20 protein-coding genes and 1 riboswitch are annotated in these 25,273 nt (G+C 46.1%); of the genes, 3 read left to right on the forward strand and 17 right to left on the reverse strand.

All coding sequences use genetic code 11. The annotated features are described in order from the left end of the window. Window positions 1-3: 3 nt before the first annotated feature. Both BDI_RS08000 and BDI_RS08005 read right to left on the reverse strand, forming a co-directional pair. A complete protein-coding gene (locus BDI_RS08000; RefSeq protein ID WP_008779650.1) occupies window positions 4-2,124 on the reverse strand; it encodes a M3 family metallopeptidase in 2,121 nt (706 codons plus the stop codon). 164 nt (window positions 2,125-2,288) lie between these two features. Continuing rightward, a complete protein-coding gene (locus BDI_RS08005; protein WP_005857938.1) occupies window positions 2,289-2,468 on the reverse strand; it encodes a hypothetical protein in 180 nt (59 codons plus the stop codon). Window positions 2,469-2,576: 108 nt separating this feature from the next. Here BDI_RS08005 and BDI_RS08010 point away from each other — a divergent pair, with 108 nt between their 5' ends. Then, entirely contained in the window at window positions 2,577-3,524 is a 948-nt protein-coding gene (locus BDI_RS08010) for an NAD(P)H-dependent flavin oxidoreductase (RefSeq protein WP_011966525.1), read from the forward strand. Between the two features lie 66 nt (window positions 3,525-3,590). Here BDI_RS08010 and BDI_RS08015 read toward each other — a convergent pair whose 3' ends face one another. The 4 genes from BDI_RS08015 to BDI_RS08030 all read right to left on the reverse strand — a co-directional run bounded on the left by BDI_RS08015 (window position 3,591) and on the right by BDI_RS08030 (window position 9,571). Continuing rightward, window positions 3,591-4,775, reverse strand: a complete 1,185-nt coding sequence (locus BDI_RS08015; protein WP_011966526.1) for a TolC family protein — start codon at window positions 4,773-4,775, stop codon at window positions 3,591-3,593. 5 nt (window positions 4,776-4,780) lie between these two features. Further along, window positions 4,781-7,864 carry an efflux RND transporter permease subunit gene (locus BDI_RS08020; protein ID WP_011966527.1) on the reverse strand — a complete coding sequence of 1,028 codons (3,084 nt, stop codon included), beginning with the start codon at window positions 7,862-7,864 and terminating at the stop codon, window positions 4,781-4,783. Between the two features lie 15 nt (window positions 7,865-7,879). Next, window positions 7,880-9,088, reverse strand: coding sequence for an efflux RND transporter periplasmic adaptor subunit (locus tag BDI_RS08025; RefSeq protein WP_011966528.1), 1,209 nt, complete (start codon window positions 9,086-9,088; stop codon window positions 7,880-7,882). Window positions 9,089-9,166: 78 nt separating this feature from the next. Further along, window positions 9,167-9,571, reverse strand: coding sequence for a DUF6769 family protein (locus BDI_RS08030; RefSeq protein WP_011966529.1), 405 nt, complete (start codon window positions 9,569-9,571; stop codon window positions 9,167-9,169). A gap of 70 nt (window positions 9,572-9,641) precedes the next feature. Here BDI_RS08030 and BDI_RS08035 point away from each other — a divergent pair, with 70 nt between their 5' ends. Continuing rightward, on the forward strand, window positions 9,642-10,061 hold the full coding sequence (locus BDI_RS08035) for a hypothetical protein (RefSeq protein WP_011966530.1): 420 nt from the start codon (window positions 9,642-9,644) through the stop codon (window positions 10,059-10,061). A 63-nt stretch (window positions 10,062-10,124) separates the two neighbouring features. On the opposite strand, the gene BDI_RS08040 is transcribed toward BDI_RS08035, so the two are convergent. From BDI_RS08040 to BDI_RS08080, 8 genes are all read right to left on the reverse strand, one after another. Then, window positions 10,125-10,895, reverse strand: coding sequence for a sulfide-dependent adenosine diphosphate thiazole synthase (locus BDI_RS08040; protein ID WP_005857953.1), 771 nt, complete (start codon window positions 10,893-10,895; stop codon window positions 10,125-10,127). A 62-nt stretch (window positions 10,896-10,957) separates the two neighbouring features. Continuing rightward, a riboswitch (TPP riboswitch) is annotated at window positions 10,958-11,054 on the reverse strand. 90 nt (window positions 11,055-11,144) lie between these two features. Next, a complete protein-coding gene (locus BDI_RS08050; RefSeq protein ID WP_005857955.1) occupies window positions 11,145-11,669 on the reverse strand; it encodes an IbrB-like domain-containing protein in 525 nt (174 codons plus the stop codon). Next, a complete protein-coding gene (locus tag BDI_RS08055) occupies window positions 11,653-12,954 on the reverse strand; it encodes a DUF3440 domain-containing protein (RefSeq protein WP_011966531.1) in 1,302 nt (433 codons plus the stop codon). Before BDI_RS08055 ends, BDI_RS08050 begins: the two co-directional genes overlap by 17 nt. After that, window positions 12,951-13,355 carry a hypothetical protein gene (locus tag BDI_RS08060; RefSeq protein WP_005857959.1) on the reverse strand — a complete coding sequence of 135 codons (405 nt, stop codon included), beginning with the start codon at window positions 13,353-13,355 and terminating at the stop codon, window positions 12,951-12,953. Before BDI_RS08060 ends, BDI_RS08055 begins: the two co-directional genes overlap by 4 nt. A gap of 85 nt (window positions 13,356-13,440) precedes the next feature. Beyond that, a complete protein-coding gene (locus BDI_RS21090) occupies window positions 13,441-13,998 on the reverse strand; it encodes a glycoside hydrolase family 3 C-terminal domain-containing protein (protein WP_005857961.1) in 558 nt (185 codons plus the stop codon). Continuing rightward, window positions 13,995-14,288 carry a hypothetical protein gene (locus BDI_RS21095; RefSeq protein ID WP_005857963.1) on the reverse strand — a complete coding sequence of 98 codons (294 nt, stop codon included), beginning with the start codon at window positions 14,286-14,288 and terminating at the stop codon, window positions 13,995-13,997. The genes BDI_RS21090 and BDI_RS21095 overlap by 4 nt, the downstream gene beginning before the upstream one ends. Continuing rightward, entirely contained in the window at window positions 14,288-14,602 is a 315-nt protein-coding gene (locus BDI_RS21100) for a hypothetical protein (protein WP_005857964.1), read from the reverse strand. The genes BDI_RS21095 and BDI_RS21100 overlap by 1 nt, the downstream gene beginning before the upstream one ends. 58 nt (window positions 14,603-14,660) lie before the next feature. Next, window positions 14,661-15,308, reverse strand: coding sequence for an AAA family ATPase (locus BDI_RS08080; protein WP_008779643.1), 648 nt, complete (start codon window positions 15,306-15,308; stop codon window positions 14,661-14,663). A 145-nt stretch (window positions 15,309-15,453) separates the two neighbouring features. Here BDI_RS08080 and BDI_RS08085 point away from each other — a divergent pair, with 145 nt between their 5' ends. Then, window positions 15,454-17,994 (forward strand): hybrid sensor histidine kinase/response regulator, encoded by a 2,541-nt coding sequence (locus BDI_RS08085; protein WP_008779642.1) that lies wholly within the window; start codon window positions 15,454-15,456, stop codon window positions 17,992-17,994. Between the two features lie 35 nt (window positions 17,995-18,029). On the opposite strand, the gene BDI_RS08090 is transcribed toward BDI_RS08085, so the two are convergent. The 3 genes from BDI_RS08090 to BDI_RS08100 form a co-directional block, all read right to left on the reverse strand. Then, the gene (locus BDI_RS08090) at window positions 18,030-20,306 is read right to left on the reverse strand and encodes a GH92 family glycosyl hydrolase (RefSeq protein WP_005857970.1); all 2,277 of its coding nucleotides are present in this window, start codon (window positions 20,304-20,306) and stop codon (window positions 18,030-18,032) included. Between the two features lie 118 nt (window positions 20,307-20,424). Then, complete coding sequence (locus tag BDI_RS08095) at window positions 20,425-22,695, reverse strand: GH92 family glycosyl hydrolase (RefSeq protein ID WP_005857972.1); 2,271 nt, start codon at window positions 22,693-22,695, stop codon at window positions 20,425-20,427. Between the two features lie 9 nt (window positions 22,696-22,704). Then, window positions 22,705-25,059 carry a GH92 family glycosyl hydrolase gene (locus BDI_RS08100; RefSeq protein WP_005857974.1) on the reverse strand — a complete coding sequence of 785 codons (2,355 nt, stop codon included), beginning with the start codon at window positions 25,057-25,059 and terminating at the stop codon, window positions 22,705-22,707. Window positions 25,060-25,273 lie beyond the last annotated feature (214 nt).

A 25,273-nucleotide genomic window follows, 5' to 3' on the forward strand; every position in this document is an offset into this window, starting at 1 on the left:
TGCTCATTTTAGCCCTCTGTTCTCCAACAGCGGATCGATGCTAGGTTGTTTGCCACGGAAATTCACGTACATGTCCATAGCGTCGTCGATGCCGCCCGGGGTCAGTACGTATTTACGGAATTTAGAGGCAACCTCCGGGTTGAAGATATTACCCGTCTCCTTATAAGCTTGGAAAGCGTCGCAATCCAACACTTCCGCCCAGATATAACTATAATAACCGGCTGTATATCCACCTTCCATCGTATGTCCGAAATAAGTGGAGCGATAGCGAGACGGAATCTGACGGATCAGACCACGATCGCCCAAGACCTTCGCCTCAAATTTCTCGATATCCAAATCGGCAGGGATCTCTTTCAATACATGATAATCCATATCCAGATAAGAGGCGGCCAGATACTCCGTCGTAGCGAAGCCTTGTCCATACTTGCCACTCTTGATCATCTTGTCTACAAGGGCTTGCGGTATTACCTCGCCGGTCTGGTAATGTTTAGCGTACACTTTCAATACCTCCGGCTCAACGGCCCAATGCTCATCGACTTGCGAAGGTAGCTCCACAAAGTCACGAGGCACGTCGGACACGCCATAATAATGAACATCGCAGAATAAACCGTGCAAGGCATGACCGAACTCATGGAATACGGTCTCGGTCTCGTCGGCCGTCAAAAGCGCCGGTTGTCCCTCCGCCGGTTTGCTGAAATTAAATACGGTAGTAACCACCGGGGCTACCCGTTTCCCATCCTTATACGTTTGTGAACGGTAACCGCCGCACCATGCGCCACCTCCTTTGCCCGGGCGGGTAAAGAAATCCATATACAATACGCCCAGATGCGTACCATCTTTATCCTTGCACTCGAAAGCGAGAGCGTCGGGGTCCGGTTTCGGGATGTCCTTGATCTCGGTAAACGTGATACCGTATAATTTATTGGCTACATAGAAGATGCCCTCACGTACATGTCCCAACTCAAAATAAGGACGCATCTCGTTCTCGTCCAAGTTATATTTCGCTTTCTTGGCTTTCTCGAAATAATAACGCCAGTCCCAGCCCTCGGCCTCGTAATTACCGCCTTCCTTCTTGATCTCGGCGTTGATATCGGCCAATTCCTCTTTCGCTTTCGCCAAGGCAGATGGCCAGATTTTATCAAGCAAGTCGTACACGTTCTTCTCGTTCTTCGCCATATTCTCTTCCAATACGAAAGCGGCATAATCCTCATATCCCATCAATCGGGCTTTCTCCAGACGAGCGGCAACCAGCTGCTTAACGACCTCCTTATTATCATTCTCATTATTATTGTTGCCACGATTCGTATACGCCTTGAAGATCTTCTCACGCAAATCACGCTTATCGGCGTATTGAAGGAAAGGCATCACGCTCGGATTATGGAGGGTAAACACCCACTTACCATCCAGACCATTCTCTTGGGCCGTTTGCGCCGCCTTGACGATCACGTCTTCCGGCAGACCGGATAAGTCCTCTTTATTATCGATCACTAATTGGAAATCGTTGGTCTCTTTCAGGGTATTCTGTCCGAAAGTAAGTTGGAGCATGGATATCTTCTCGTTCAGCTCACGCAACTTCGCCTGCTTATCCTCCGGCAGATTGGCTCCTCCCCGGACAAAACTTTTATAGGTTTCCTCCAACAGCTTCTTCTGTTCCTTATCCAGATGGAAGCTCGCCTGATTCTCATATACGGATTTCACCCGGGCGAAAAGCTTGGGATTTAAGCTGATATCATCCGAATGTTTGGATAAAAGGGGATAAAGCTCACGTTCGAGCTCTTGGATCTCGTCCGTGGTATTCACACTGGATTGGCCACCGAAAGCATACATTACTTTAGTAAGCAACTCGCCACTTTGGTCTAAGGCCACGATCGTATTCTCGAATGTCGGCGCATCCGGATTTGCCACGATCGCCTCAATCTCCTTCGACTGCTCTTCCATGCCTTTCAAAAGAGCCGGCTTGTAATGAGCCACCTCTATTTGGTCAAACGGAGGCACCCCGAACGGTGTCGTATACTCCGCAAAAAACGGATTGGGTGTAGCGCCTTCCGCTACATCGCTTTTCTTTGAGGAGGAACAAGCTCCCAAAATAACCGCTAAACCTGCGGCCATAAGCGTTTTATTCATGCCATTGTTATATTAGAATTACAATGGACAAAGATAACGAAGTTTTGCGTTACAATTCTATTTCAAATTGTTATTATTTAGAATCCGGAAAAAGATTTTCACAATTCACACAAAAAAGATCCCCAAAGGGAGATCTTCCCTTCGGGGACCCAATATGCATTCATTCAATGTTCAATCGAATCGCTCTCTATACCGTCCTCGATATTTTCATTTTCGATCGTTTCTTGTAAATCTTGAATGTCATTAGACGTGTAATCATCCGACAATACCGAATTGGTAGACATGGTCTCATCGTGAAGATCATCGCTCTCATCCCATAACGTTTTCATTATATTCTCTGGCATATCTCTTATATTTTAAAGTTATATGCCTATTCAACAACCTCGACAAAGAAATTGTTGTTCCAATAAAAATAGTTCACTAATTTTAGCGAGATTAACGCAAGAAATAATATGAATCGAATTTGTAGTCTTTTTGGTATTCAGTATCCCATCATACAGGCGGGAATGGTTTGGTGTAGTGGTTGGCGGCTAGCTTCAGCGGTTAGTAACGCCGGTGGATTAGGATTGATCGGGGCAGGCTCCATGCACCCGGAAGTGCTCCGGGAACATATCCGTAAATGCGAGGCGGCGACCGACAAGCCTTTTGGCGTGAATGTCCCGCTGATGTATCCGGAAATCGATACCTTGATGCGGATATTGGTGGAGGAAAAAGTGAAGATCGTATTTACCTCCGCCGGCAACCCGAAAATATGGACAAAGTATTTGAAGGATCATGGCATGACGGTCGTTCACGTGGTAAGCAGCTCTAAATTCGCCACGAAATGCGAGGAGGCCGGAGTGGATGCCATCGTTGCCGAAGGCTTCGAGGCCGGCGGGCACAACGGACGGGAGGAAACAACTACGATGTGCCTGATCCCCGCTGTCCGGAAAGCGACCTCTCTCCCCCTTTTGGCGGCAGGAGGTATAGGAAACGGTCAAGCGATGCTAGCGGCACTCGCACTAGGGGCCGACGGCGTACAGATAGGCACTCGTTTCGCCCTAACCAAAGAAAGCTCGGCACACGAGAATTTCAAGAAACTATGCTTGAATCTTAAGGAAGGCGATACGAAGTTATTATTAAAGAAACTGTCTCCTACCCGTCTGGTAAAAGGAGATTTCGCTACGGCAGTGGAAGAAGCGGAAGCCCGGGGAGCGTCCGTGGAAGAATTACGTGAGTTATTGGGCAAAGGACGTGCCAAGAAAGGAATCTTTGAGGGCGACCTAAAGGAAGGCGAGTTAGAGATCGGACAGGTAGCGTCTTTATTCTGGGAGGAATTATCCGTGGAAGAGGTGATGAAAGAATTGATCCGTGACTTTAAGCTATCCTTAGAGAACGTAAAAACACAGTTGTGTTCGTGAGAAAACACAACTGTATCTGTGGATAAACACAACTGTGTTCAAGAGAAAACACAGTTGTGTTCCTTATCATAATCGATACTTATACAATTGCGCCATGACCTTTTGGTATTGGTTTTGCAATTGCAGGTAGTTTTGCACGCTTTGGTAATAGGTCGTCACATCCACGAAATACTCGATCATAGAGATTTGCCCGGCCTGTATAGCCTTGTTCAACAAGACCAAGCTATTCTGCCTTTTCAGCACATCCTTATATTCATCGATAGATTTCTTTAAGGAGACAGACTGGTCATATAGCTGCCTCAACCCATTCTCTACCGTGAAAGAAGCGCTCTCCAACTGCATCTCCGTATAGCGGGCCTGAGCCTTCGCCTGTTTCACGTTATTACGGTTCGAGAACAACGGGATGGTGATTCCTACCAAGAAACCATTGAAACGCTCTCCACCCGAGGCGGGATTCATACGATACCCTAACTCAAAGCCGGGCAGACCTTTCGCCTTATTCACGCTCACCTGCCGAAGAGCTGTCGTCTGGTCGCTACGCAAGGTCTGTAATTGCGGATCGGATTGCATCGCCTCCGTCCGCAGCTCATCAAAGGAAAGCACATCCTTATCCGGCAAGGCGTAAACCGTATCCGTAAACTCGATAGCGATACCGCCGTTCAGGGTAGCCAGCTCCTGCAGCTTGGCAATACGGGAAGTCTCGTTCATCCGGGCCTCTGTCCGAGCGTTCAATAATTCCAGATCGATCTTGTTTGTCTCAAGGATATTCGCATTTCCTTTCTCCAAACGAGTCGCATAAAAAGCGGAAAGTTGCTCGGCGTTCCTAAGACGGGTATCCAATAGGTTCTTCTGCTGGTTCAACAGCACCAAATCTAGGCAAACCTCTTTCACCTGCAACAAGATTTGCTGACGAAAAGCCATCCCTTGACGATCCAAACCCGCGGATTTCGCCTTCGTCAGCTTATGCTTCCGGACATATACGGACGGGAAATCAAAGCTTTGGGAAGCCACGAACTCGCCCGTGAATCCCATCCCTTCTTTATTCCCCCAGAAATGCGAATAAGAGACCGAAGGGTCTGGCAAATTATTATCCAACTTCGCCTCCAGCTTCTGCGACTGGACCAACTGGCTGTTCGCCTGTAAATCCTTATTGTTCGCCTCCACGCTCCGGAGCACGTCCTCTATAGAAGTCTGGGCGGAAAGGCCGCCTGTCAATACAGACAAGGCGGCGACTATAATATATGATTTCATAAAACTTATTCTTTATTCTTGTTCATTATCAGATAAACAATCGGGATGATGAATCCGTTTAAGAACGTAGAGGTTAATAAACCACCCAAGATCACCGTCGCCATCGGGCTTTGGATCTCATTCCCGGGAAGATCGCCATTCAACGCCAACGGGATCAACGCCAAGGCGGAACTCAACGCCGTCATCAAGATCGGGTTCAAACGGTCTAGGGAACCTTGTATCACGGACTCACGCAATCCCATTCCCTCTCCACGCAAATGCGTATAGTGGCTGATCAGCAGCATACCGTTTCGGGTAGCGATACCAAACAAGGAAATGAAACCGATAATCGCCGGGATACTGATCTCGCCGGAAGTAAGCCATAGGATAATCACGCCACCGATCAACGCCAACGGCAGGTTCAACAAGATCACGCCACTCTCCTTCACGTCCTTGAACTCATTGTACAGTAACATGAAGATCACCAATAACGACATCAACGACGTCAGCAATAAGGTACGGCTGGCCGCCGCCTCGCTCTCGAACTGGCCACCATATTCGATATGGTATCCCTCCGGCAAACGGATATTAGCCTCTACCCGATCCTGTATCTCATTAACCACACTTCGCAAGTCACGTTCCGATACATTGGCGCTAATCACGATCTTACGTTGCACATTCTCACGATTGATCGTATTCGGACCGGTCACCGAACGGATATCGGCCACGTAGCTTAGCGGCACTTTCTGTCCGGCGGCATCGATCATCAGATTGCTAATATCATCCATCGTGGCACGGCTAGCGTCGGAGGTCTTCACGGTCAGGTCGAAGCTCTTACCATCGTCGTACACCTGACTTACGGCCTCTCCTCCCAACATCACGTTGATATATTCCTCGAACTCCGGCAGGGGAATGCCATATTTAGCCAGCAACTCACGTTTCGGGGTGATTGTCAACTGCGGACGCTCGATCTGCTGCTCTACCTTCAAGTCCACCAGACCCGGGATCGTTTGGATAGCGGCCTTGATCTGGTTTCCGATCGTAAACATCAGGTTCAAGTCCGTACCAAACAGCTTGATAGCGATATTCGCCTCCGTACCGGAAAGCATAGCGTCGATACGATGGGAAATAGGTTGCCCGATCTCTATATTAGCGCCGCTGATCGTAGATAACTTCTTGCGGACATCATTCATCACCTCATCCCGACTACGGTCTTGCAATTCGAAAGGAGCCTCGATCTCGGAAACATTCACGCCCAAGGCATGCTCATCCAATTCCGCACGACCGGTCTTCCGAGCCACAGTCTTTATCTCGGGTACTTGCAACAGCAACGCTTCCGCACGGCGTCCGATCTGATCCGACTCGTCCAAGGAAATTCCCGGAAGCGAGCTTACGTTGATCGTAAAAGAACCCTCATTGAACGGGGGCAAGAAACTACGTCCCAAATGAAAGAAGATCACCAAGGCGACCACAAACAAAGCGATCGTGGTACCTAGCACCCATTTCTGGTAAGCCAACGCTAACTCCAAAGCCCGTTTATACACCACCTTCAACTTCCGGGCTATCCAAGCCTCACGCAGTTCCTTCATTCCCGTCGCTTTACGGTTCAGCAAATAGCTACAAAGCACCGGGGTCAAGGTAAGCGCCACCACCGTAGAAGCAAACAACGCCACGATAAAAGCGATACCCAGCGGAACCAACATACGGCCTTCCATACCACTCAAGAAGAACAAGGGCACGAAGCTCACCACGATAATCAAGGTAGAGTTCAAGATCGGCATACGTACCTCACGGGAAGCGTCGTAAACCACCTCCAAGGTAGAGCGTTGCTGATCCGGAGGCAAGAGCCGGTTTTCCCGGATTCGTTTATACACGTTCTCCACGTCCACGATAGCGTCATCCACCAAGGAACCGATAGCGATCGCCATACCTCCCAAGCTCATCGTGTTAATCGTCAATCCCATGTAGTGCAATACGATGATAGAGACCAGCAAAGATAACGGCAAGGCTACCAACGAGATCACCGTCGTACGTATATTCATCAAGAACAGGAACAAGACGATCACCACGAAGAAACTACCCTCAAACAAGCTCTTCTTTACATTATTAATAGAGTTATCGATAAAATGACTCTGGCGGAATATATCCGTAGAGACATGTACATCCGCCGGCAAGTTCTTCCGCAAATCGACAACAATCTCGTCCAGCTTCTCCGTCAACTTCTCCGTACTCGTATCCGGCTGTTTGGTCACAGTAATCAGCACGGCTGGCTTTGTCCGCTCGGAAGCGGTTCCCAGCTTCGGGCTTTTACCGCCGATCTTAACCGTAGCGATATCACCCAGCGTAACCGGATACTCATTCACGGTCTTCACCACACCCTGAGCGATCTCCTCCGCCTTCGAAGTCGATAAGACTCCTCGGATGATGTATTCGTTCGAGAACTCATACAATACACCACCATTGGCGTTCCGGTTCATATTCCGACAAACATCCAACACCTCGTTCAACCCTACACCGTAGTGCTTCATACGAGCCGGGTCCAACAAGATCTGGTACTCCTTAATATCGCCACCGATCACGGCAACCTGCGCCACACCGCCCGTAGACAACAAACGGGGACGGATCGTCCAGTCGGCGATCGTACGTAAGTCCAACAAAGACGTGGAATCGGCGGTCAAACCGAGGATCATCATCTCACCCAAGATGGATGACTGCGGGCCTAAGGTCGGTTTACCTACGTTCTCGGGAAGGCTCTCACCCAAGACAGCCAGTTTTTCGGACACGATCTGACGAGCCCGGTAAATATCCGTACCCCAATCGAACTCTACCCAAACCACGGAGAATCCGGTGGTAGACGAGGAACGCACACGCCGTACGTCCATCGCACCGTTCACGGCAGTCTCCACAGGGAATGTCACCAAGCGTTCCACCTCCTCGGGAGCCATACCGTTCGCCTCGGTCATGATCACGACCGTTGGGGCGTTCAAGTCCGGGAACACATCCACGTCCGTATTAAACGCCGTGTACGTACCCCAGATCATCAGCAATAGCGCACAAACCAAGATTACCAACCGGTTGTGCAATGAATAATAAATTATCTTATTTAACATGCAACATCCCTCCTATTAATGGCTATGGCTATGAGCCGGTATCGCGTTAGAAGCGGAAGACAACTTGATCTGGTAAGCGCCACGGGTCACGACCTCATCGCCCGGTTTCAATCCGGAAAGGATCTGTACCTCCGAGCCGTTATTCGCTCCCAGCGTCACCCATTGCTTCTTATAGCCTTCCTCATCCAGACGGATAAATACCGAATAAACGCCCTGCTCCTCGATAAGGGCGGAGACAGGCACGCTCAAGACATTCTCCATCGGCTTTGTCAACAAAAAGATCTCCACGAAAGAACCGGGGATAACCGCTCCTTTATTATCGAACTCGAAAGTCACCGGTACATAGAAAGAGTTCATATCGGAAGCCTTTCCATACGATAACAACCGTCCACGCAAATCAGACAATTTATAGAGAGCGTTATCATACGGAGTCATGAAATTAGCGGTTTGGATCATGGGAAGATCGTTGTAATACCTCTCAGACACGTCCGCACGCAATACCAAACGATTGTTTTGCGAGATCGTAGCCAAAGGCTGACCTACGGATACATAATCACCCTCTTTCACTTGGATGTTCTTCAAGTAACCATTCAAGGGAGAGACTACAGACACACCTTTCGCCGTCTGTTTTCCCGCTATCGCCTCATAAGCGACCTTGGCGTTCTCGTAATTCAAGCGGGCCTGCTCGAAATCCTTGGCGGATACGATCTTATCGCCTACCAAGGCTTGCATACGCTCGTATTCCTTTTTCGCCGTCTCATAAGCGAATTTAGCCTTTGCCGCCACGTCTCCATCAGAGAGGGCGTTGGAAGCGATACTCAACACGGCCTGTCCCTTGCGTACCGCCGTACCATCCACGAATGGCAAGCTACCAAACGAGATCACGCCGGGGACGGTAGCGACGATCACGGACTCCTCCCCTTGCGCCGCCATTACTCGTCCGCTCGTCTTAATCACATCCGTGAAAGGAGCGGGATTAACCGTTACAGTCTGCAAACCAACGGCCTCGGCTAAAGCCTTCTTAAAGACAATCTCGCCGGGATGGGTACCACCGGCCTCATGCTCATGCTCATGGTCATGGCCTTCGTGTTCATGTCCCTCATGATCATGATCGTGAGCCTCTAATTCATGATTATGCTCATCGTGTCCGGCTTGCGACGCATTTCCCGCACAACCGGCAAACAGGTAAGCGCACATCGCACCTACCAAATATATTTTCTTCATTGTGTAAAAAATCTTGATATCGTTAATAATAAATAGATAGGGGCAAGTCTGTCCTCACCCGCTCTCACAAACGAGGTATCAAGACATAGGAGGGGCACGAAGTCCCGAGGCACTCACTATCCAAGCGTCGTGCAGCGACTCAATGTAGGGGGCGTTCTCGTGATCAAGGAGCTGTCCGCAAAACGCCGGTTCAGGTGGATAAATGTAATCAAATAAAACGAGTAACGGCATCAGATGTATATCCACATCTCCATCCATAAAATGAGAAATATGCGTACTGAAATAGGCCAAGTTATGCCCGTCGCAACCGCAATCATGCGTATCTGTGCTTTTATCGCCATGCGCTTGCTCTGCGGTCAAGGATTGATAACAAGGCATCCCGTCCCGGTGATGATGGTGAGGGATAACCACAGAAAGCAACGCCAAGATGCCGGCCATCAGCACCACGTATTGTACAATCCTCTGTTTCATTTTCTCACGCATGGCACAAAGATAAGGATATTTTTCCGTTTTTTACATGAATGTTGTAAGTTTGCGGTAAATAAAAAGATAGATGAAGTTTGGAGTAAATAAAAAGATATTATTATATACCGCCGGTTGCGTATGGATTTTCGCCGGTATCAATATCTTACGCATCGGTATCGTCACATGGTTAAACGATACCCATTATTGGTTATTCAAGATCGGGGAAGCGACCATCGTTTTCTTGCTTTTCTTCAATTTGGTCTTTAAACGGCTTTTCTATAAACATTCCGAACGGATCTCCCGGAAAAACGGGAAACATTGCCCGTTCTCTTTCTTCGACGTGAAAGGTTGGATTATCATGATCTTCATGATCGCTTTCGGGATCACGATCCGTGCGCTCCATTTACTGCCGAATTCTTTCATTTCTGTATTCTATACGGGATTATCCACGGCGTTGATCATAACGGGATTCTTATTCTTGAGACAAGGAAAAACCGTTGGGAATTGAGAATTGAAAATTAAAGATACAACAATCAATAATTCTCAATTCTCAATTCTCAATTCTCAATTTTCAATTCCCAAGCTTTTCGCAGATCAACTCAGCCGCCTTCTTGCCGCTCATCAGCATGCCGCCAAAGATCGGTCCCATACGGAAGCTACCGCTTACGCCGTTAGCGGCCATACCGGAAACGAATAATCCCGGGTAGATCTCCTTCGTGTTCTCCACCGTCGTCTGCTCACCCAGCTCCACATTCAAGGAACGCTCGCCGATCACGCCTCCGGTCGGTGTATTCAATTGGATATCATTCTTACGGGCTACCACACGGGCGATCTCGCAATCATGCCCCGTACCTTCCAAGACAGCCTTTGCCATGATCGTCAACGGATCCACGTGCATCCCCTCACGGATTACCGGAGCCCAGTTCACTACCACACCGGCTACGGCATCGTTATGAAACACCACGTCCTCTACCGAATAGCAGTTAAAGATCGTAGCGCCCGCCTTCGTCGCCTGATAAATCAAAGCGGAAGTGGTATGTACCGAATCCATGATATACGTGCCGTTAGCACCCTCCTTATAACTTACGCCCAATTCCTTGATAATCGGCATAGCCTCTTCCTGCACCACGATATCGTTGAACATCATAGCGCCGCCCCACATACCTCCACCGGGAGCCAGCTTACGATCAAACAACGCCACCTTCTTACCGGCTTTCGCCAAGAAATAAGCGGCCACGATACCGGAAGGTCCCCCTCCCACGATCGCTACATCCACAGACAAGTTGCTCTTCAACTTCTCGAAGTAAGAGTCAATGATTCCACTTGAAACAATCTGTTCCATCTTAATAACTAATTAAAGTTTAAACATCAGGGAGCACATAGAGGTAACGCCCCCTTTATTTCCTAGTTCTACCTTATTTTCCCTTCGCCGGCATTACCCGGATCAGGTTCGATGGGTATAATCTCAGCCCGTATGACTCGGGCACCCCTATGTGAAAAGTCGGGGGCAAATGTACAAAAAATTAGTATATATGTACTCAACAGAGCCATAAAAGGCAAAAAACGCTCAGCCAAACAAAATGTAAGAAGCTTAATCTTCTTCCGACCAGTCATCAGACCAACCGAATTCTTTATCCCGGAATAATTCAGCTAATCCCGAAATCTGCTTGAACCGAAGTAACTCATTTTTATCCATTCCAATATTACGCATGATCCACTTATCAGACATCCCAGATTTGACCAACTCCGTAACAATCTCCGTCATAAGTTCCAAGTTGTGCATCCCTCGAGCCCTGTTATGGCGAATGGTTGAAGCCATTCGGTTTGAAATATCTTTCTCAATCACCGTTACAGGCAACATTCCTTTCTCACGATCATAAATCCTTTGAGATTGCTTCATAACCAGATAACGATGATAACCATCTACTATCTCATATAAATCATCCTCTTCAAGATAATAACAGACGCAAGGCATCGTATAGCCATCCTCCCAAATGGAAAGTTCCAATAATCGCATTTCCGGTGGTGCCATGATATTAGGGTTATAGCTGTTGGCTACAATTTTTTCTATAGGGACAGCCCTAACACCATATGCCGGACTAACAAAGTTTCCCATGCTTATAAAAATTATATTTGTCCATTACTTCTTTTCTCATATCCCTTTCTCGTTTTGTCTGGGAAAAACCCATATACTTACATGTATGATCGTTTTTCAAAATACAAACACACATACGTTTGTAAGTAGGGATTTCTTTAAACTCAGGTATATTGATATCATCGATATACTCCATCCGTACCGGTTTCTTATCCGTATGGTAAGCGGTACATTCTTCCACAATGATAGGAATATTAGCCGCCCGTAACTTAGCGATAGTCTCCTCACTGAGGCATCCTCCTTTTTCTCTCCAGAATTTACGGCTGACTCTTAACTTATTCAAATAGTTCTCACGAGTTTCTTCGGGTAAAGTATTTAGGAGAAAATACATATATTTCTCCCAAGAGAACCCGGCTGGGCACTTGATAGCCCTCCATCCCATAGCGGAGGTATTCCCATATATACCGGCAAAGCCAACACCGTTTACACGTCCAACCATCCTCCCCCACATGTCGGGATCGACAACTTTGTAAATGAACAGTGTGGATATCGCTTGGGATATGAATGGGCTCGCCACACGTTGCCGGGACAAAGGCACCCCTGCTTGATAATACAAATCATACAAATGATTATATGTCCAACCGAACTTTCCGTTCGCTATCCAGATATCCTGAGTTTTCCAATCATAAATAGGATATGCGTTATATATAGAATAATTCATTCTGCGAGTCCATTTATAATTAGCTAGTTTTCTGTAATTCTTATCACTATGTATGGCCCGCCACCTATTAAAACTCTCTTGGGTACGGATACCAACAAGGCAACATATACGCCGGCCCATTTTCCGTTGATACAACCAAAAAGGGAACATATTCTGAAAATCATAATCCCACATGTCCTCCTTGAAAAAGTCAAAGTCTTTCGCCCGGAGACATGAATGGGGCATCTCTCGAACCCAGATATCCCGGTACTCCTCGCTCCAAGGTCTCCAATATTGTTGAAACATAGATGTACATGTCTGGACTTTAAAAGGAACACAACAATGATAAATATCAAGGATATCGGAATTAGCGGCATAAACCTTTTCCACATATTCGATCGTCTGGCTGTATTGAACCTCATAATCCATATGAAATACACCTAATTTTCGTCCCGGAGCGTATCTACGAATATAATCTACACACAAATTCAACAGTACACCACTATCCTTTCCGCCGGAAAAAGAGACGTATACGTAATCGAAATAATCAAAAATGATCTTCAATCTTTTCTCTGTCGCCTCGTACACATCCATTCTTCGCATCATGACTCTACCTCCGGTAAATAATGCATTTTATCATAATTTTTCCACTCAACACATGTCTGGAACTTTTTTTGTGAGAACACTTTTACATGACGTTTATGCACAACAGCCATAAGTGAAGCTTGAGATGAAAAATCCTTTATGACTTCTTCAAGAAGTTCACTCAATACCGAAGGATCATCACCACTCACGAAATAATTGTCTATAGAGTAATAGAGATGTCCTTTTTTTACAGGCATAAAACCAACAACAGCTGTTTCATGAAAGGCTATATACCAAACGTGGCTACGAGATGTTTTAAAAGGGTAATTGTTATTTTGTCGCAAAATGGCTGGATTCATGACCAAAGGTGCGACAAGTTCATATAACAATTTGTCCGTTCCCTGCAATGTCATAATTTTCATGGTCTGCACTTAATAATATTACCATGCAAATTTAGGCATTATATATAGATACCGTAGCCACAAAAACACAAAAATGTAATTTACTCTATTTATATTTAGTCACTCGCTCATAATCGATAACGCCTTTCCAATTCATACAAAAAGCGAAATCATACAGATGGCCCTCGCTATCCGTATAGCATTTCATATCCCGGGGAACATCTTCGAATTGCTCCTCCACGATACGCATATCTGCCGGCATCTGCAAAGGCAACAAAGCGGAAGGCTCGGCTTTTCCACTGATGATATCCAAGACCGCTTGGTTTTGTACACCGAAGTTCACCAGAATGGCATCCGCCGAACCCTCGAACTCGGACATAATCGTAGGCTTATCCATCTCCAAAGATACGATTACAGGCTTACCTTTCATTTTAGCCTTTGTCTCCAAAACAGAAAGCATATCCTGCTTATTAGCTGTTTTCACGGACTTACCTTTATAAGAACGGTTCGTGAAATTCTCAAACGGATCTCCCCCCGCCAAACTTGGGTTACGGGCATAGGTAGCGGTATAATCATTATACTGTAAACTGATAGGCATATAACCGTTTCCACCTTTCTCACAATCGGATTTATCATACCCCGTACCACTGTTCGGGCTCGTCATAAAGACGATGGCGAAATCCGCCTCATCGGGATTATCAACGACCGTAAGATACCATGACCGATACCCTCTACTAAAGCTTGCGCATTATTATTCCAGCGAGCCGCCACTTTCGGGCTTTGCACTCTCGTAACCAATACATGACGAACATTATCCTCGGTGAGGAATTTACGCTGCGCATCGGAAAGATCGGATGGCTGGGCTCCACTCTCATCAAAAGATTTGCCATTGTAGGTAGAAGTTCCAAACCCTTTCGAGGCACCGGGGATAGATTGATGGGCGCTATAAAGCATCAATCCGGCGATTTCCTCTGTAGATACTGTCCGGCCAAATCAACGGCACGTTCCTCGGGCGTAAGACGCCAATCCTCATACGGATCAAGCCGCCCGTTCCGATTCAGATCTTTGAAGGCATATCCGTCAACAGTAAGAAGTCTCACCCCCGAATTGGCGGAATATCCTAATACAGCTCCTTCTTGCTGGGTAACGATACGGATAGAATCTTTCTCCACCTCCGTCCACTTCGTGCCCGAACAAGCACAGGTGGAAACTAACAAGGCGCCCAACATACCATGGGTCAGCCGAACAGTAATAAAAGGTTTTCGCATACTTTCTTAGTTTTAATAGGTTAATCTCTATTCAATAATGGTTTCTCAAGAATACGATTTATCCGAAATGAGGCGGACGCTTATTCAATCTGCGCTCGATAAAGCTTTTCATAAATTCCACGGTCTCGTCGATCCCTAATACGGATACATCGATCGAGAAATTATAAGAAGAGGCCATTCCCCATGTCTTATTCGTATAATAATTATAGTAAGCCGCACGGGATTTATCAGTCTTCTCCATCATGTTCTTCGCCTCTTCCACCGTCACACCATGCCTTTCCACGGTCTTTTGGACCCGGCTCTCCACTGAACTATGGATAAAGAAGCTCAAACAAGCCGGATTATCCCGGAGGATATAATCAGCGCAACGCCCTACCAAAACACACGACTCAGTCTCCGCCAATTTACGGATAGCGTCACTCTGTATCTTAAAAAGACCGTCATTAGACAAAATATCATTATAAGGCGTAAACATCCCTCCCATAAAAGAAGAATACCCCATCGTAAAAGCGTACGATAAACCACTGGAGGCACGTTCGTCTGCCTTCTCGAAAACATCCTCGCATAATCCACTCTCACGGGCCGCCACGGTAATCAGTTCCTTATCATAGTAACCGATACCCAACTCCTTCGCCAAACGTTGTCCGATCTCGCGGCCACCGCTTCCGAACTGGCGGCCTATCGTCAATATGATTTTATTATCCATAGATTTCAAGTTTAATTCAACCATCTACAAACGTACAAAATTATTTTTAAAGCCACGATAATAATATAATAAACACTAAAACAAAAAATAATCAAAGTTTATACTTACATTTGTTTTCGAATAAATTTAGTACACTCAATTTATCATGAATAACATTCATTCCAATACAACATTTCTTAATGAGGCTATAGACAAGAAGACCGATGTAGAAGATGAAAAGACCGACTTGATTTTGGCCAATATGATTGATTTGCGAAAAACGATGTCGGATGTATTGTCACTTCTTCTTGGAGCCAAAAAAAACTCGGTTATTGACCAAGCGCTATTCCGCATCTTACAATTTTTCGATGTGGATCGGGTGTATATCGGAACATTTGACGAACAAACTCATACTGTTGATTTTACGAATGAAGTTACTTGTGATGGCATTATCTCTATGCGAGAGGATTTACTGCGTCAACTCCCGCAAGACGAGATTCCTTGGTGGTACGACAGTATCAAAAAGGGCATGGATATCGTTATTCATGATGTCTCTAAAATGCCGGAAGAGGCGAAGAGTGAGCAGCATCTTCTGATTTTGCAAGAGGTTTCATCCTTATTAGTCATCCCTATTTTCAAGCAAGGCAAACCATCCGGATTTATCGGCTTTGATTCTGTAAAAAAGAAACGGAACTGGAGTGCCTTAGATATAGAGAACTTACATATGTTGGCTGATATCCTTTCCATAGCCATTGAAAGAGGGGAAGTTCAAGGATTAGTAGAACATACGGCTATGCAAGTCATGAAAAGCGAGACGAAGTTTAAGATCATTTTCGACAAGATGCCTTGGGGCGCCGAACTTTATGATGAGAATGGAGTGTTGGTAGATATCAACCAAGCGGATCTCGATATTTTTGGTGTTACCCGTGAGCAGGCCGTGGGACTGAATATGTTCGAGAATCCTAATATCCCGAAATATGTAAACCAAAGCCTCAAAAACGGAAAAGATATATTCTTTCCTCTTAATTATGATTTCAAGGTTGCTTCTCAAAACGGCTATTACGATAGTCATCATGATTCTAAAACAAAGCATCTGTTGGTAAAAGGAGTCACATTAAAAGACTCTCTTGATAATATATTCGGCTATATTTATATTGTATTCGACGATACCGAGAATCACATCAAGCGGGAACAAATCGAAAATAGCCTAGCCCGGCTAAAAGTATCAGTAGATACCGGGGATTCCATTCTTTGGGAATACGATGTAGAGAATGATAAATTGACCGTAGATTTTGGCCTCAATGAAGACATTAATAATAATGAGGGGCTAAAAGCGATTCATGATTACAACTTCAAGAATCAAGAAGACTATAAATCCTCAATCCATCCGGATGATTTTGACCGGGTATATAATAAACAGTTCAAACCTCTCCTGCAAGGGAAGATCAATAACTTCGTAGCGGCCTACAGGCGTATCCTCAATGGCAAAACATTCTGGTTCAACTCCAATGTACGCTCCTATAAATTCAACGATGACGGAACGCCTAACAGGATCGTAAGCTATACCTCCAACATAACCCAGCAACGGGAAAAGGAGATCGAGCTAATCAAGGTAAAGGAAGCTGATAAATTGAAGTCCGCATTCTTGGCGAATATGAGTCATGAGATACGCACGCCGCTGAACGCTATCGTCGGGTTCTCAAATATAATCGCCGAGATTGATGATGAGGTAGAGCGTCAATCTTATTTAGATATCATTCATAAAAACAATGATTTGCTACTGCAACTGATCGATGATATCCTTGATTTCTCTAAAATCGAGGCGGGAACCATGGATTATCATTTCGAGGAAGTGGACATCAAGGATATATGTGGCGAAATCGCATTGGCAGACTCTATAAAGATGCCTTCAGACGTGGTTCTTATCTTTGATCTCGGCTCCCCATCCGTAATCGTTAAAACCGATGAGCGGAGGGTTATGCAAGTGATATCTAATTTCGTGAATAACGCTATCAAATTTACCACAAAAGGAAGTATCACGATTTATTATGAGATAGAAGGGGATTTTATCCGAGTCTGCGTGAAAGATACAGGTATCGGTATCTCCGCGGAAAACCAAAGACGTATATTCGAGCGATTCATCAAGGTAGATACTTTCCAGCAAGGTACGGGATTGGGATTAACCATCAGCCGAACCATTATCGAGGCATTAGGAGGTAAAATCGGCGTAGACTCTGAAGAAGGGGTGGGTTCCACTTTTTGGTTCACTCTGCCTTTGGACACAAAACGGACTGATATTGAGCTTTCACCGGATATCCCCGTCCAATCCGAAGAAACGCCCCGTTCAGATAGGCATCATTCCATCTTAATCGCCGAGGACGTTTATGAGAATTATTTCCTTTTGGAAACCTTGTTTGGCAAGCAATACCAACTTTATCATGCGCTAAACGGGCAAGAGGCTATCGATATGTTCGAGACATATCATCCGGACCTAATCCTGATGGACATAAAAATGCCGGTTATGGACGGATTCGAAGCGACTCGCAGAATCCGCACCTTATCCAAGACCATTCCGATCATAGCGCTCACGGCATTCGCTTTCGAAAGGGAAAAGGAGATCGCCAAACAATGTGAATTCACGGATTATGTAGTGAAGCCCATTGATATAAAAGAACTAAAGAAATTAATCGTTAAGGTATTGGCATAAAAAAGCGTGTTGCGACAATCGCAACACGCTTTTTTTTACTTAGGCATCGGAGCGGCAGAAGGAGGAGGCGTTCCCAATCCCCATTCCTTATTCGCTTTCGGCCCCATCTCTAACTCTAACAAACCACCAGCGGCGATATCGCTATGATTGAACCAAGGCTGGTTCAAGGTTACGCCGTTCAACTTAGCGGATTGTACGTATTTATTCTCATCGGATGCGTTATTCGCACGGATCTCGAACGTATTGCCGTTACCCATATCCACTTTCACGTCGGTAAACATCGGGCTACCGATATTATAGGTAGGAGAACCCGGAGTCACCGGATAGAATCCCATCTGGCTGAAAACAACGAAAGCGGACATACCACCACCGTCCTCATCGCCCGGCACACCCATCAAATCATTGCGGAACCATTGATTCAATAAGGTACGAATACGTTTCTGGGTCATCCAAGGCTTACCCGCATAATTATACAAGTACGGGATATGCAAGCTCGGCTCATTCGCCATAGAGAACATACCTACGTTACCCGTATGATCCGGAAGCGTGGAATAGAATTGCCATTTAGACATACCCAGCGGCGTATTGAACATGGAATCCAAGGCAGAGGTAAACGCCTCATTGCCTCCGATCAAAGAGATCAAGTCACCGATATTATGCTGTACGTCCCAACGATAAATATATCCGTTATTCTCATCGTAATAATCACGGGCACCTAGACCGCCATCATAACGGTAATCCAATGGATAGATAAACTTGCCATCCTTATCTTTCGGATGGAAGAAACCTGTCTCCGGATTAAATACGTTCCGGTAATTGTAAGAGCGACGCAAATAATAATCCGCCTCGTCTTTCTTTCCCAATTCTTGAGCGATCTGGGACAAGCACCATTCATCATACGAAGTACCTAAAGTCACGGCGATCGGCTGACGTTTTTCCCAAATGGATACGTTAGGCACCGTCTCTTTCTCTCCCGGTCTCAATGCGGGAATATAGCCATGTTCCTTGTAGAAATCATCCAACCAACCGGCGGGAGCGGCAGACCACGGGATCAAGGTCTTTTCCTCGATACCTTTCTTACAAGCGATATAGGCTTTTTCCAGCTCAAACCCACGCAAGCCCTTGCGGTAAGCGTCGATCACGGTAGCGACAGCATGGTTTGAGTTCATACGGCGTGTATCTCCTGTCACCTCCGGGAAGGTAGGCATCCAATCGGTACCCATCTGCTCCGCCATCAGGAGATAAGAGTTGATGATATCGTTCTCACGCTCATTATCGATCAAGACACGCAGGGGATGTGTAGCACGGTAGGTATCCCAAATCCAGTCGTCCGTATAGAAAGACCGTCCGCCATCCTCATGGATCTTTCCGTCGAAAGCACTGTAATAATGTCCGTCCTCGCTCAAGTTTATCGGGCGTTCGTAGCAACGATATAAAGAGGTATAGAATACGGTCTTCTCATCCTTGGTACCGCCTTGTACTTGTATTTTACCTAAAGCGTCGTTCCAATCGTTGCGGGCGATCTTCGCTACCACATCCACGTCGTAAGCGGCGATCTCACGCTCCAGATTCTTCTTCGCCTGTTCCTCGCTGATAAAAGAGATACCGTAGCGAACGCCAAGTTTCTTCACGTCCTCCCCGAAGGAAAGGGCGATAGCGGCATTGATACCTTCCACGGAAGTCTCGTTATAGTTGACACTGCCGTTCGACAATACCCCCGCTTTCACAGGCTTCTGGTTCGTCTCGGCATATAAAAAGACTTTCGTTTTCTTATCTATATATTGATAACCGCTTACGGCGTTACCATTTACTTGTAGCTGTCCGTTACGGCTGTTAAATACCAGATAAGCCGGTCCCTCTTTCTCGAAAGTGAGCGAATATACGGCACTTTGATGGGACGGGGCGAAGTCCACGTCGATTTCCTCATTATCCAGATATACCTGATAACGGTACGGCAAAATCTTCTCCCGGTCATAGCTATAAGCGATCACGGGTCGCAAGCCGGATTCGTCACCTTGATAAGGGCATAAATTGAACGCAGAACGCTCACGATGGTTTGTCACGATAATAGGCAAACCGCCCAGACGGTCACCCGTGAAGTCCGCACGCTCCGGATATACACGTAGCATACTGTTCGGCAAATGCACGGTCGGGAAAGTAGGCACCAATAAATGGCTGATGTTTCCCATATAAGGATTCACGTAATCCACCGGGTCCATCGCAGAAGGAGAAGTCCCTCCGCCACCGGCACATGACACCCACAGGAAAACGGAAGCCAAAAGGGCCATCGAAGTTTTAAGCTTTGTCTTCATTTTGTCGATTATTAATTCGTTAATTATTCTTTGCTCCTCAGCCGGGTACTTTCCCGGCAATCCGTGAGACGTTGTCTCACGGGTAACAGAGCAAACCGCTCACTGGTAAGGGAGCTATTTACTCAGCCGTCTTCGGACGATTTTCCGGGGCAGCTCCGAACTCCTTATTCGGCGTGTTGCCCATCACAAAGGTAAGATTCCCTCCCTTCACGATATCATCATACAGAATATAAGAATTGTTATAAGGTTTACCATTTAGCAACACGGATTGGATATATACATTCTCCTTGCTGTTGTTCTGGGCTACGACCTCGAAAGTCTTACCCTCCGGCAAATGAACGGAAGCCTTATCGAATAACGGGCTACCGAACACGAATACGCCATTGGAAGGATTCACTTGGTAAAATCCCAAGGCAGACATGATATGCCAAGCGGACATCTGGCCACAATCCTCGTTTCCGATGATGCCTTCCGGCTGGTCGGTATAGAACACATCTTGAATGTAACGAACTTTCTCGGCTGTCTTCCATTGCTCGCCGGCGTAAGGATACAAGTAAGTAACATGATGGCTCGGCTCATTTCCATGGGCGTACATGCCGATCAAGCCACTGATATCCGGAGAGGCGTTCTCCCCTAACTCACCTTCCACCAAGAACAAAGAATCCAGTTTCGAGATAAACGGAGCGTCACCACCCATCAACTCGATCAAGCCTTCCGGATGCTGGGGCACGAAGAATGTATAATGCCAGCCATTTCCCTCACAGAAATCGCCTACGCTATGTATGGACTGGATCGGATCGTACGGCGTACGCCAGCTGCCATCATTCATTTTCGGACGGATAAAGTTGATATCCTTATCGAAATACTGCGTATAATATTTACCACGTTTCAAGTAATTTTGGTAATCCTCCGTCTTGCCCATTTTTTTCGCCATCAAGGCGATACCCCAATCATCAGCGGCATATTCCATCGCGATAGAAGTAGCCTCACGTACCTTATCACAAGGGATATAGCCTTTTTCCAACACGTACGGCACCCCGTTTTGCTTCTCATAGACAGATGAAGCAACCATATAACGATACGCACGGTCGGCGTCAAAGCCGGTAAAACCTTTCAGATAGGCATCTGCGATAATAGGCACAGCGCTATATCCCGGCATTTGGTCCGTCTCACCACCAATCAACGGCCAGATCGGTAATTTCTCTTGCTGGTCGTAAATGCTTAACATCGAGTTCACCAAATCCGACACATATTGAGGCTTGATAATCGTGAACAACGGATGCAAGGTACGATACGTATCCCATAGAGAGAAAGTGGAATAGTTCTTCCAAGTATTGTTCGTATACACCTTATCGTCATGGCCACGGAAATCGCCATTCGCGTCGCAATACAACGTCGGAGCGATAAACGCATGGTACATGGCGGTATAGAAAATCTTCTTGGCACGCTCATCTTTCGTATCGATGGAGATACAAGACAATTGGTCATTCCATTTATCGATAGCCTCGTTACGAACCTCGTCGAAATCCCAATGAGAAAGCTCCGTACGTAAGTTAGCCAAGGCATTCTCACAACTTACGGAAGAGATAGCGACCTTTACCAAGGCGGTCGGGGCATCTCCCTTAAAGGTAATCACTCCCTTAACGGACTCGCCCGTCAACTCATCATTACCTGCGGCCTCATCATCGTTGAATACAGCCAAAGACTCGATCGGCTGATCACATTTCAACGTAAAGAATACTTTGTGACGTGGGCTCCAACCTTTGGAAAAGCGGTACCCCTCGATCGTGTACTCATCAATCTTCTTCAAATAAGTGTCATACGCTTTATCACCGATACCCTCCTTCAAGTTGATCAAGAGGCGATGCTCACTTCCCGACGGATACGTATAACGATGTAAGGCTACACGCTCGGTCGCTGTCAACTCCGCCTTTACGCCATTATCCATCAGCAAAGAGTAATATCCCGGAGCTACGGCTTCGTTGGCATGTTTATAATAGGAAGAAGCGGCTCCCTCTATATTATCTTGCTCGCCACGGGCGGTACGTACCTCGCCCGTATAAGGCATCAGAAGGATATCCCCCAGATCAGAACATCCGGTTCCGCTCAAATGCGTATGACTAAATCCGATAATGATACTATCGGAGTAATGATAACCGGAACACCAGTCCCATCCCTTAAAAATATTCTGAGGACCTACCTGAACAGCTCCAAACGGAACGTTCGCCCCGACAAATACGTGTCCGTGCTCTCCCGATCCGATATAAGGATCTACATATGCGGTAAAGTCTGTCTTGTTTTCCATCTTCTCCGGTGTAGCACAGGAGTATGCGAAAAATGTCAGGCATATCGCTATGCCTGACATTAATGGTTTATGAATGAAATTCATCTTAATTGCTTATTTCTTCTTTTTACTAGGTTTTACGGAAATAGGGGAAAGTTTATTGATCCCTTCCTCGTTTACGGAGAATGAGTAAGGCATATCCTCCGGATTAATACCACGATTCATATTCGGCTTGTCACCCATCTTGAAGTCAATCACGCCACCCTTAAACAAATCGTTATGATCCAAATAATTCTTGGTGTAGTTCTTGCCGTTGAACGTCATAGATTCGATATAGATATTCTTATCGCTGTTGTTCGGGGCGTTGATCACCAAGTTGTTTCCATTCTCAAAATGGATCGTAGCCTTCTTGAACAGCGGAGCGCCCAACACATATTGGGTCGTACCCGGAGCTACCGGATAGAATCCTAACGCTGAGAATACATACCAAGCGGAAGTCTGGCCATTATCCTCATCACCGCAATAACCATCCGGACCCGGAGTATACATCTTATTCATTACTTGACGCAACCAATATTGAGCCTTCCAAGGTTGACCCGCATAGTTGTATAAATAAATCATATGCTGGATCGGCTGGTTACCGTGAGCGTAGTTACCCATATTCATCACGGTCATCTCGCGGATCTCGTGGATCACACCACCGTAGTAGCTATCATCGAACAAAGGCGGCACAGCAAATACGGAGTCAAGCATCATCACAAATGAATCCTTACCGCCCATCAAGTCGATCAATCCCTGAGGATCGTGGAATACAGACCATGAATAGTGCCAGCTATTACCTTCCGTGAAAGCGTCACCCCATTTCAGCGGAGAGAACGGAGCCATGAACTCGCCATTCTCATTCTTGCCACGCATCAACTTGGTTTCCTTGTCGTACAGGTTCTTATAGTTCAACGCACGACGGGCATATAAATCCAATTCCTTTTTCGGACGGCCTAGTTGTTTAGCGATCTGCCAGATACACCAGTCATTGTAAGCATATTCCAATGTACGAGCGGCATTCTCGTTAATCTTCACATCGTAAGGAACATATCCCAACTTATTATAATATTCATGCCCCAGACGTCCTGTAGAAGAAACCGTCGGATGAACGTTTTCCGTACCATGGATCAAACCTTTATATAGAGTCTCCAAATCGTCAACCTTCACGCCTTTCATATAAGCGTCTACCAAGATAGATGCCGAGTTATTACCGACCATGCAACCACGGTGGCCCGGACTTGCCCATTCCGGGAAGAAGCCGCTTTCCTTATACGTATTGATCAAACCCTCTTGCATTTCCTTGTTTACAGACGGGAACATCAAGTTCAAGAATGGGAACAAACTACGGAACGTATCCCAGAATCCGGTATCGGTAAACATATAACCGGGTAATACCTCACCATTATACGGGCTGTAATGAACCACCTCGCCTTGAGCGTTGATCTCATAGAACTTACGAGGGAACAACAATGAACGATAGAAGCAAGAATAGAAAGTACGGTATTGATCCAAATCTCCACCTTCAACCTCGATCTTGCTCAGATGCTCATTCCAAACATCCTTACCTTTCTGAACCAAAGTATCAAAGTTATCGTTACCTAATTCCTTCATATTGATAGCGGCCTGATCGAAGCTAATAAATGAGGAAGCCACCTTAGCGTGGACGATCTCACCTTTCTTCGTCTTGAAACCGATAACGGCTCCTACATGGTCACTCGTTTGTTCCTTCGTTCCCTCTTTCAAGGAAGCGTCAGCAAATGTAGCCTCGTATGTGAAAGGTTTATCAAACTCGATCACAAAGTAATTCTTGAAATTATCGGGAACCCCACCGCTATTCTTCGTTGAATAACCGATGATCTTATTCTCCTCCGGAATTACCTTGATATAAGAGCCCTTATCCAAGGCATCCACCACGATATAAGAATGCTCGTTTTCCGGGAAAGTGAAACGGAACATAGCCGCACGATCTGTCGGCGTTAATTCCGTCACCACATCATGCTCCGCCAAATATACCTTATAATAATAAGCCTTGGCGATCTCCCCTTTGTGAGAGAACCAGCTCGCACGTTTATCTTGGTCGAACTCCGGTTTACCAACCACCGGCATGATCGCAAATTGTCCGTAATCATTGATCCACGGACTTGGCTGGTGGGTCTGTTTAAAACCACGGATCTTGTTAGCCGTATATACATACTGCCATCCATCTCCCATCTTACCAGTCTGAGGAGTCCAGAAATTCATACCCCACGGACGAGCGATCGCCGGATAGGTATTTCCTGTAGACAACTCATAGGAAGATTGCGTCCCCATTAGCGGGTTTACATACTCTACTGGGTCAAAAGACTCATTCACAGCCGCTGCCGCAGGTTTCCCCACCCACATCAGCATCGCCGCTAAAGCTAAAGCCCAAACGCTTTTTTTCTTCATGATATAGCTATTTAATTAATAATATAATTTATCCGTTTTTGTGTTTTATATTCATAGTTAGACTACAAATATCCATTTAATTAACATGAATAGAAAGTGATCCTCGTGTCATTTATTTAGAAATATCCCTTTCTTTCTTATGAATTTCTGGCATTATACGAATATAGGTGCAAATCTAACAAAAAGAATTAGAAAAAAGAAATCCAATGAGCCA

The organism is Parabacteroides distasonis ATCC 8503 (assembly GCF_000012845.1).
Classification (GTDB): Bacteria; Bacteroidota; Bacteroidia; order Bacteroidales; family Tannerellaceae; genus Parabacteroides; species Parabacteroides distasonis.

What these genes read in the sequence shown, in the direction of transcription:
- BDI_RS08000 (WP_008779650.1), bottom strand. Translation starts at nt 2,124, where the DNA reads ATGAATAAAACGCTTATGGCCGCAGGTTTAGCGGTTATTTTGGGAGCT.
- BDI_RS08005 (WP_005857938.1), bottom strand. Translation starts at nt 2,468, where the DNA reads ATGCCAGAGAATATAATGAAAACGTTATGGGATGAGAGCGATGATCTT.
- BDI_RS08010 (WP_011966525.1), top strand. Translation starts at nt 2,577, where the DNA reads ATGAATCGAATTTGTAGTCTTTTTGGTATTCAGTATCCCATCATACAG.
- BDI_RS08015 (WP_011966526.1), bottom strand. Translation starts at nt 4,775, where the DNA reads ATGAAATCATATATTATAGTCGCCGCCTTGTCTGTATTGACAGGCGGC.
- BDI_RS08020 (WP_011966527.1), bottom strand. Translation starts at nt 7,864, where the DNA reads ATGTTAAATAAGATAATTTATTATTCATTGCACAACCGGTTGGTAATC.
- BDI_RS08025 (WP_011966528.1), bottom strand. Translation starts at nt 9,088, where the DNA reads ATGAAGAAAATATATTTGGTAGGTGCGATGTGCGCTTACCTGTTTGCC.
- BDI_RS08030 (WP_011966529.1), bottom strand. Translation starts at nt 9,571, where the DNA reads ATGCGTGAGAAAATGAAACAGAGGATTGTACAATACGTGGTGCTGATG.
- BDI_RS08035 (WP_011966530.1), top strand. Translation starts at nt 9,642, where the DNA reads ATGAAGTTTGGAGTAAATAAAAAGATATTATTATATACCGCCGGTTGC.
- BDI_RS08040 (WP_005857953.1), bottom strand. Translation starts at nt 10,895, where the DNA reads ATGGAACAGATTGTTTCAAGTGGAATCATTGACTCTTACTTCGAGAAG.
- BDI_RS08050 (WP_005857955.1), bottom strand. Translation starts at nt 11,669, where the DNA reads ATGGGAAACTTTGTTAGTCCGGCATATGGTGTTAGGGCTGTCCCTATA.
- BDI_RS08055 (WP_011966531.1), bottom strand. Translation starts at nt 12,954, where the DNA reads ATGATGCGAAGAATGGATGTGTACGAGGCGACAGAGAAAAGATTGAAG.
- BDI_RS08060 (WP_005857959.1), bottom strand. Translation starts at nt 13,355, where the DNA reads ATGAAAATTATGACATTGCAGGGAACGGACAAATTGTTATATGAACTT.
- BDI_RS21090 (WP_005857961.1), bottom strand. Translation starts at nt 13,998, where the DNA reads ATGACGAGCCCGAACAGTGGTACGGGGTATGATAAATCCGATTGTGAG.
- BDI_RS21095 (WP_005857963.1), bottom strand. Translation starts at nt 14,288, where the DNA reads ATGCTTTATAGCGCCCATCAATCTATCCCCGGTGCCTCGAAAGGGTTT.
- BDI_RS21100 (WP_005857964.1), bottom strand. Translation starts at nt 14,602, where the DNA reads ATGCGAAAACCTTTTATTACTGTTCGGCTGACCCATGGTATGTTGGGC.
- BDI_RS08080 (WP_008779643.1), bottom strand. Translation starts at nt 15,308, where the DNA reads ATGGATAATAAAATCATATTGACGATAGGCCGCCAGTTCGGAAGCGGT.
- BDI_RS08085 (WP_008779642.1), top strand. Translation starts at nt 15,454, where the DNA reads ATGAATAACATTCATTCCAATACAACATTTCTTAATGAGGCTATAGAC.
- BDI_RS08090 (WP_005857970.1), bottom strand. Translation starts at nt 20,306, where the DNA reads ATGAAGACAAAGCTTAAAACTTCGATGGCCCTTTTGGCTTCCGTTTTC.
- BDI_RS08095 (WP_005857972.1), bottom strand. Translation starts at nt 22,695, where the DNA reads ATGAATTTCATTCATAAACCATTAATGTCAGGCATAGCGATATGCCTG.
- BDI_RS08100 (WP_005857974.1), bottom strand. Translation starts at nt 25,059, where the DNA reads ATGAAGAAAAAAAGCGTTTGGGCTTTAGCTTTAGCGGCGATGCTGATG.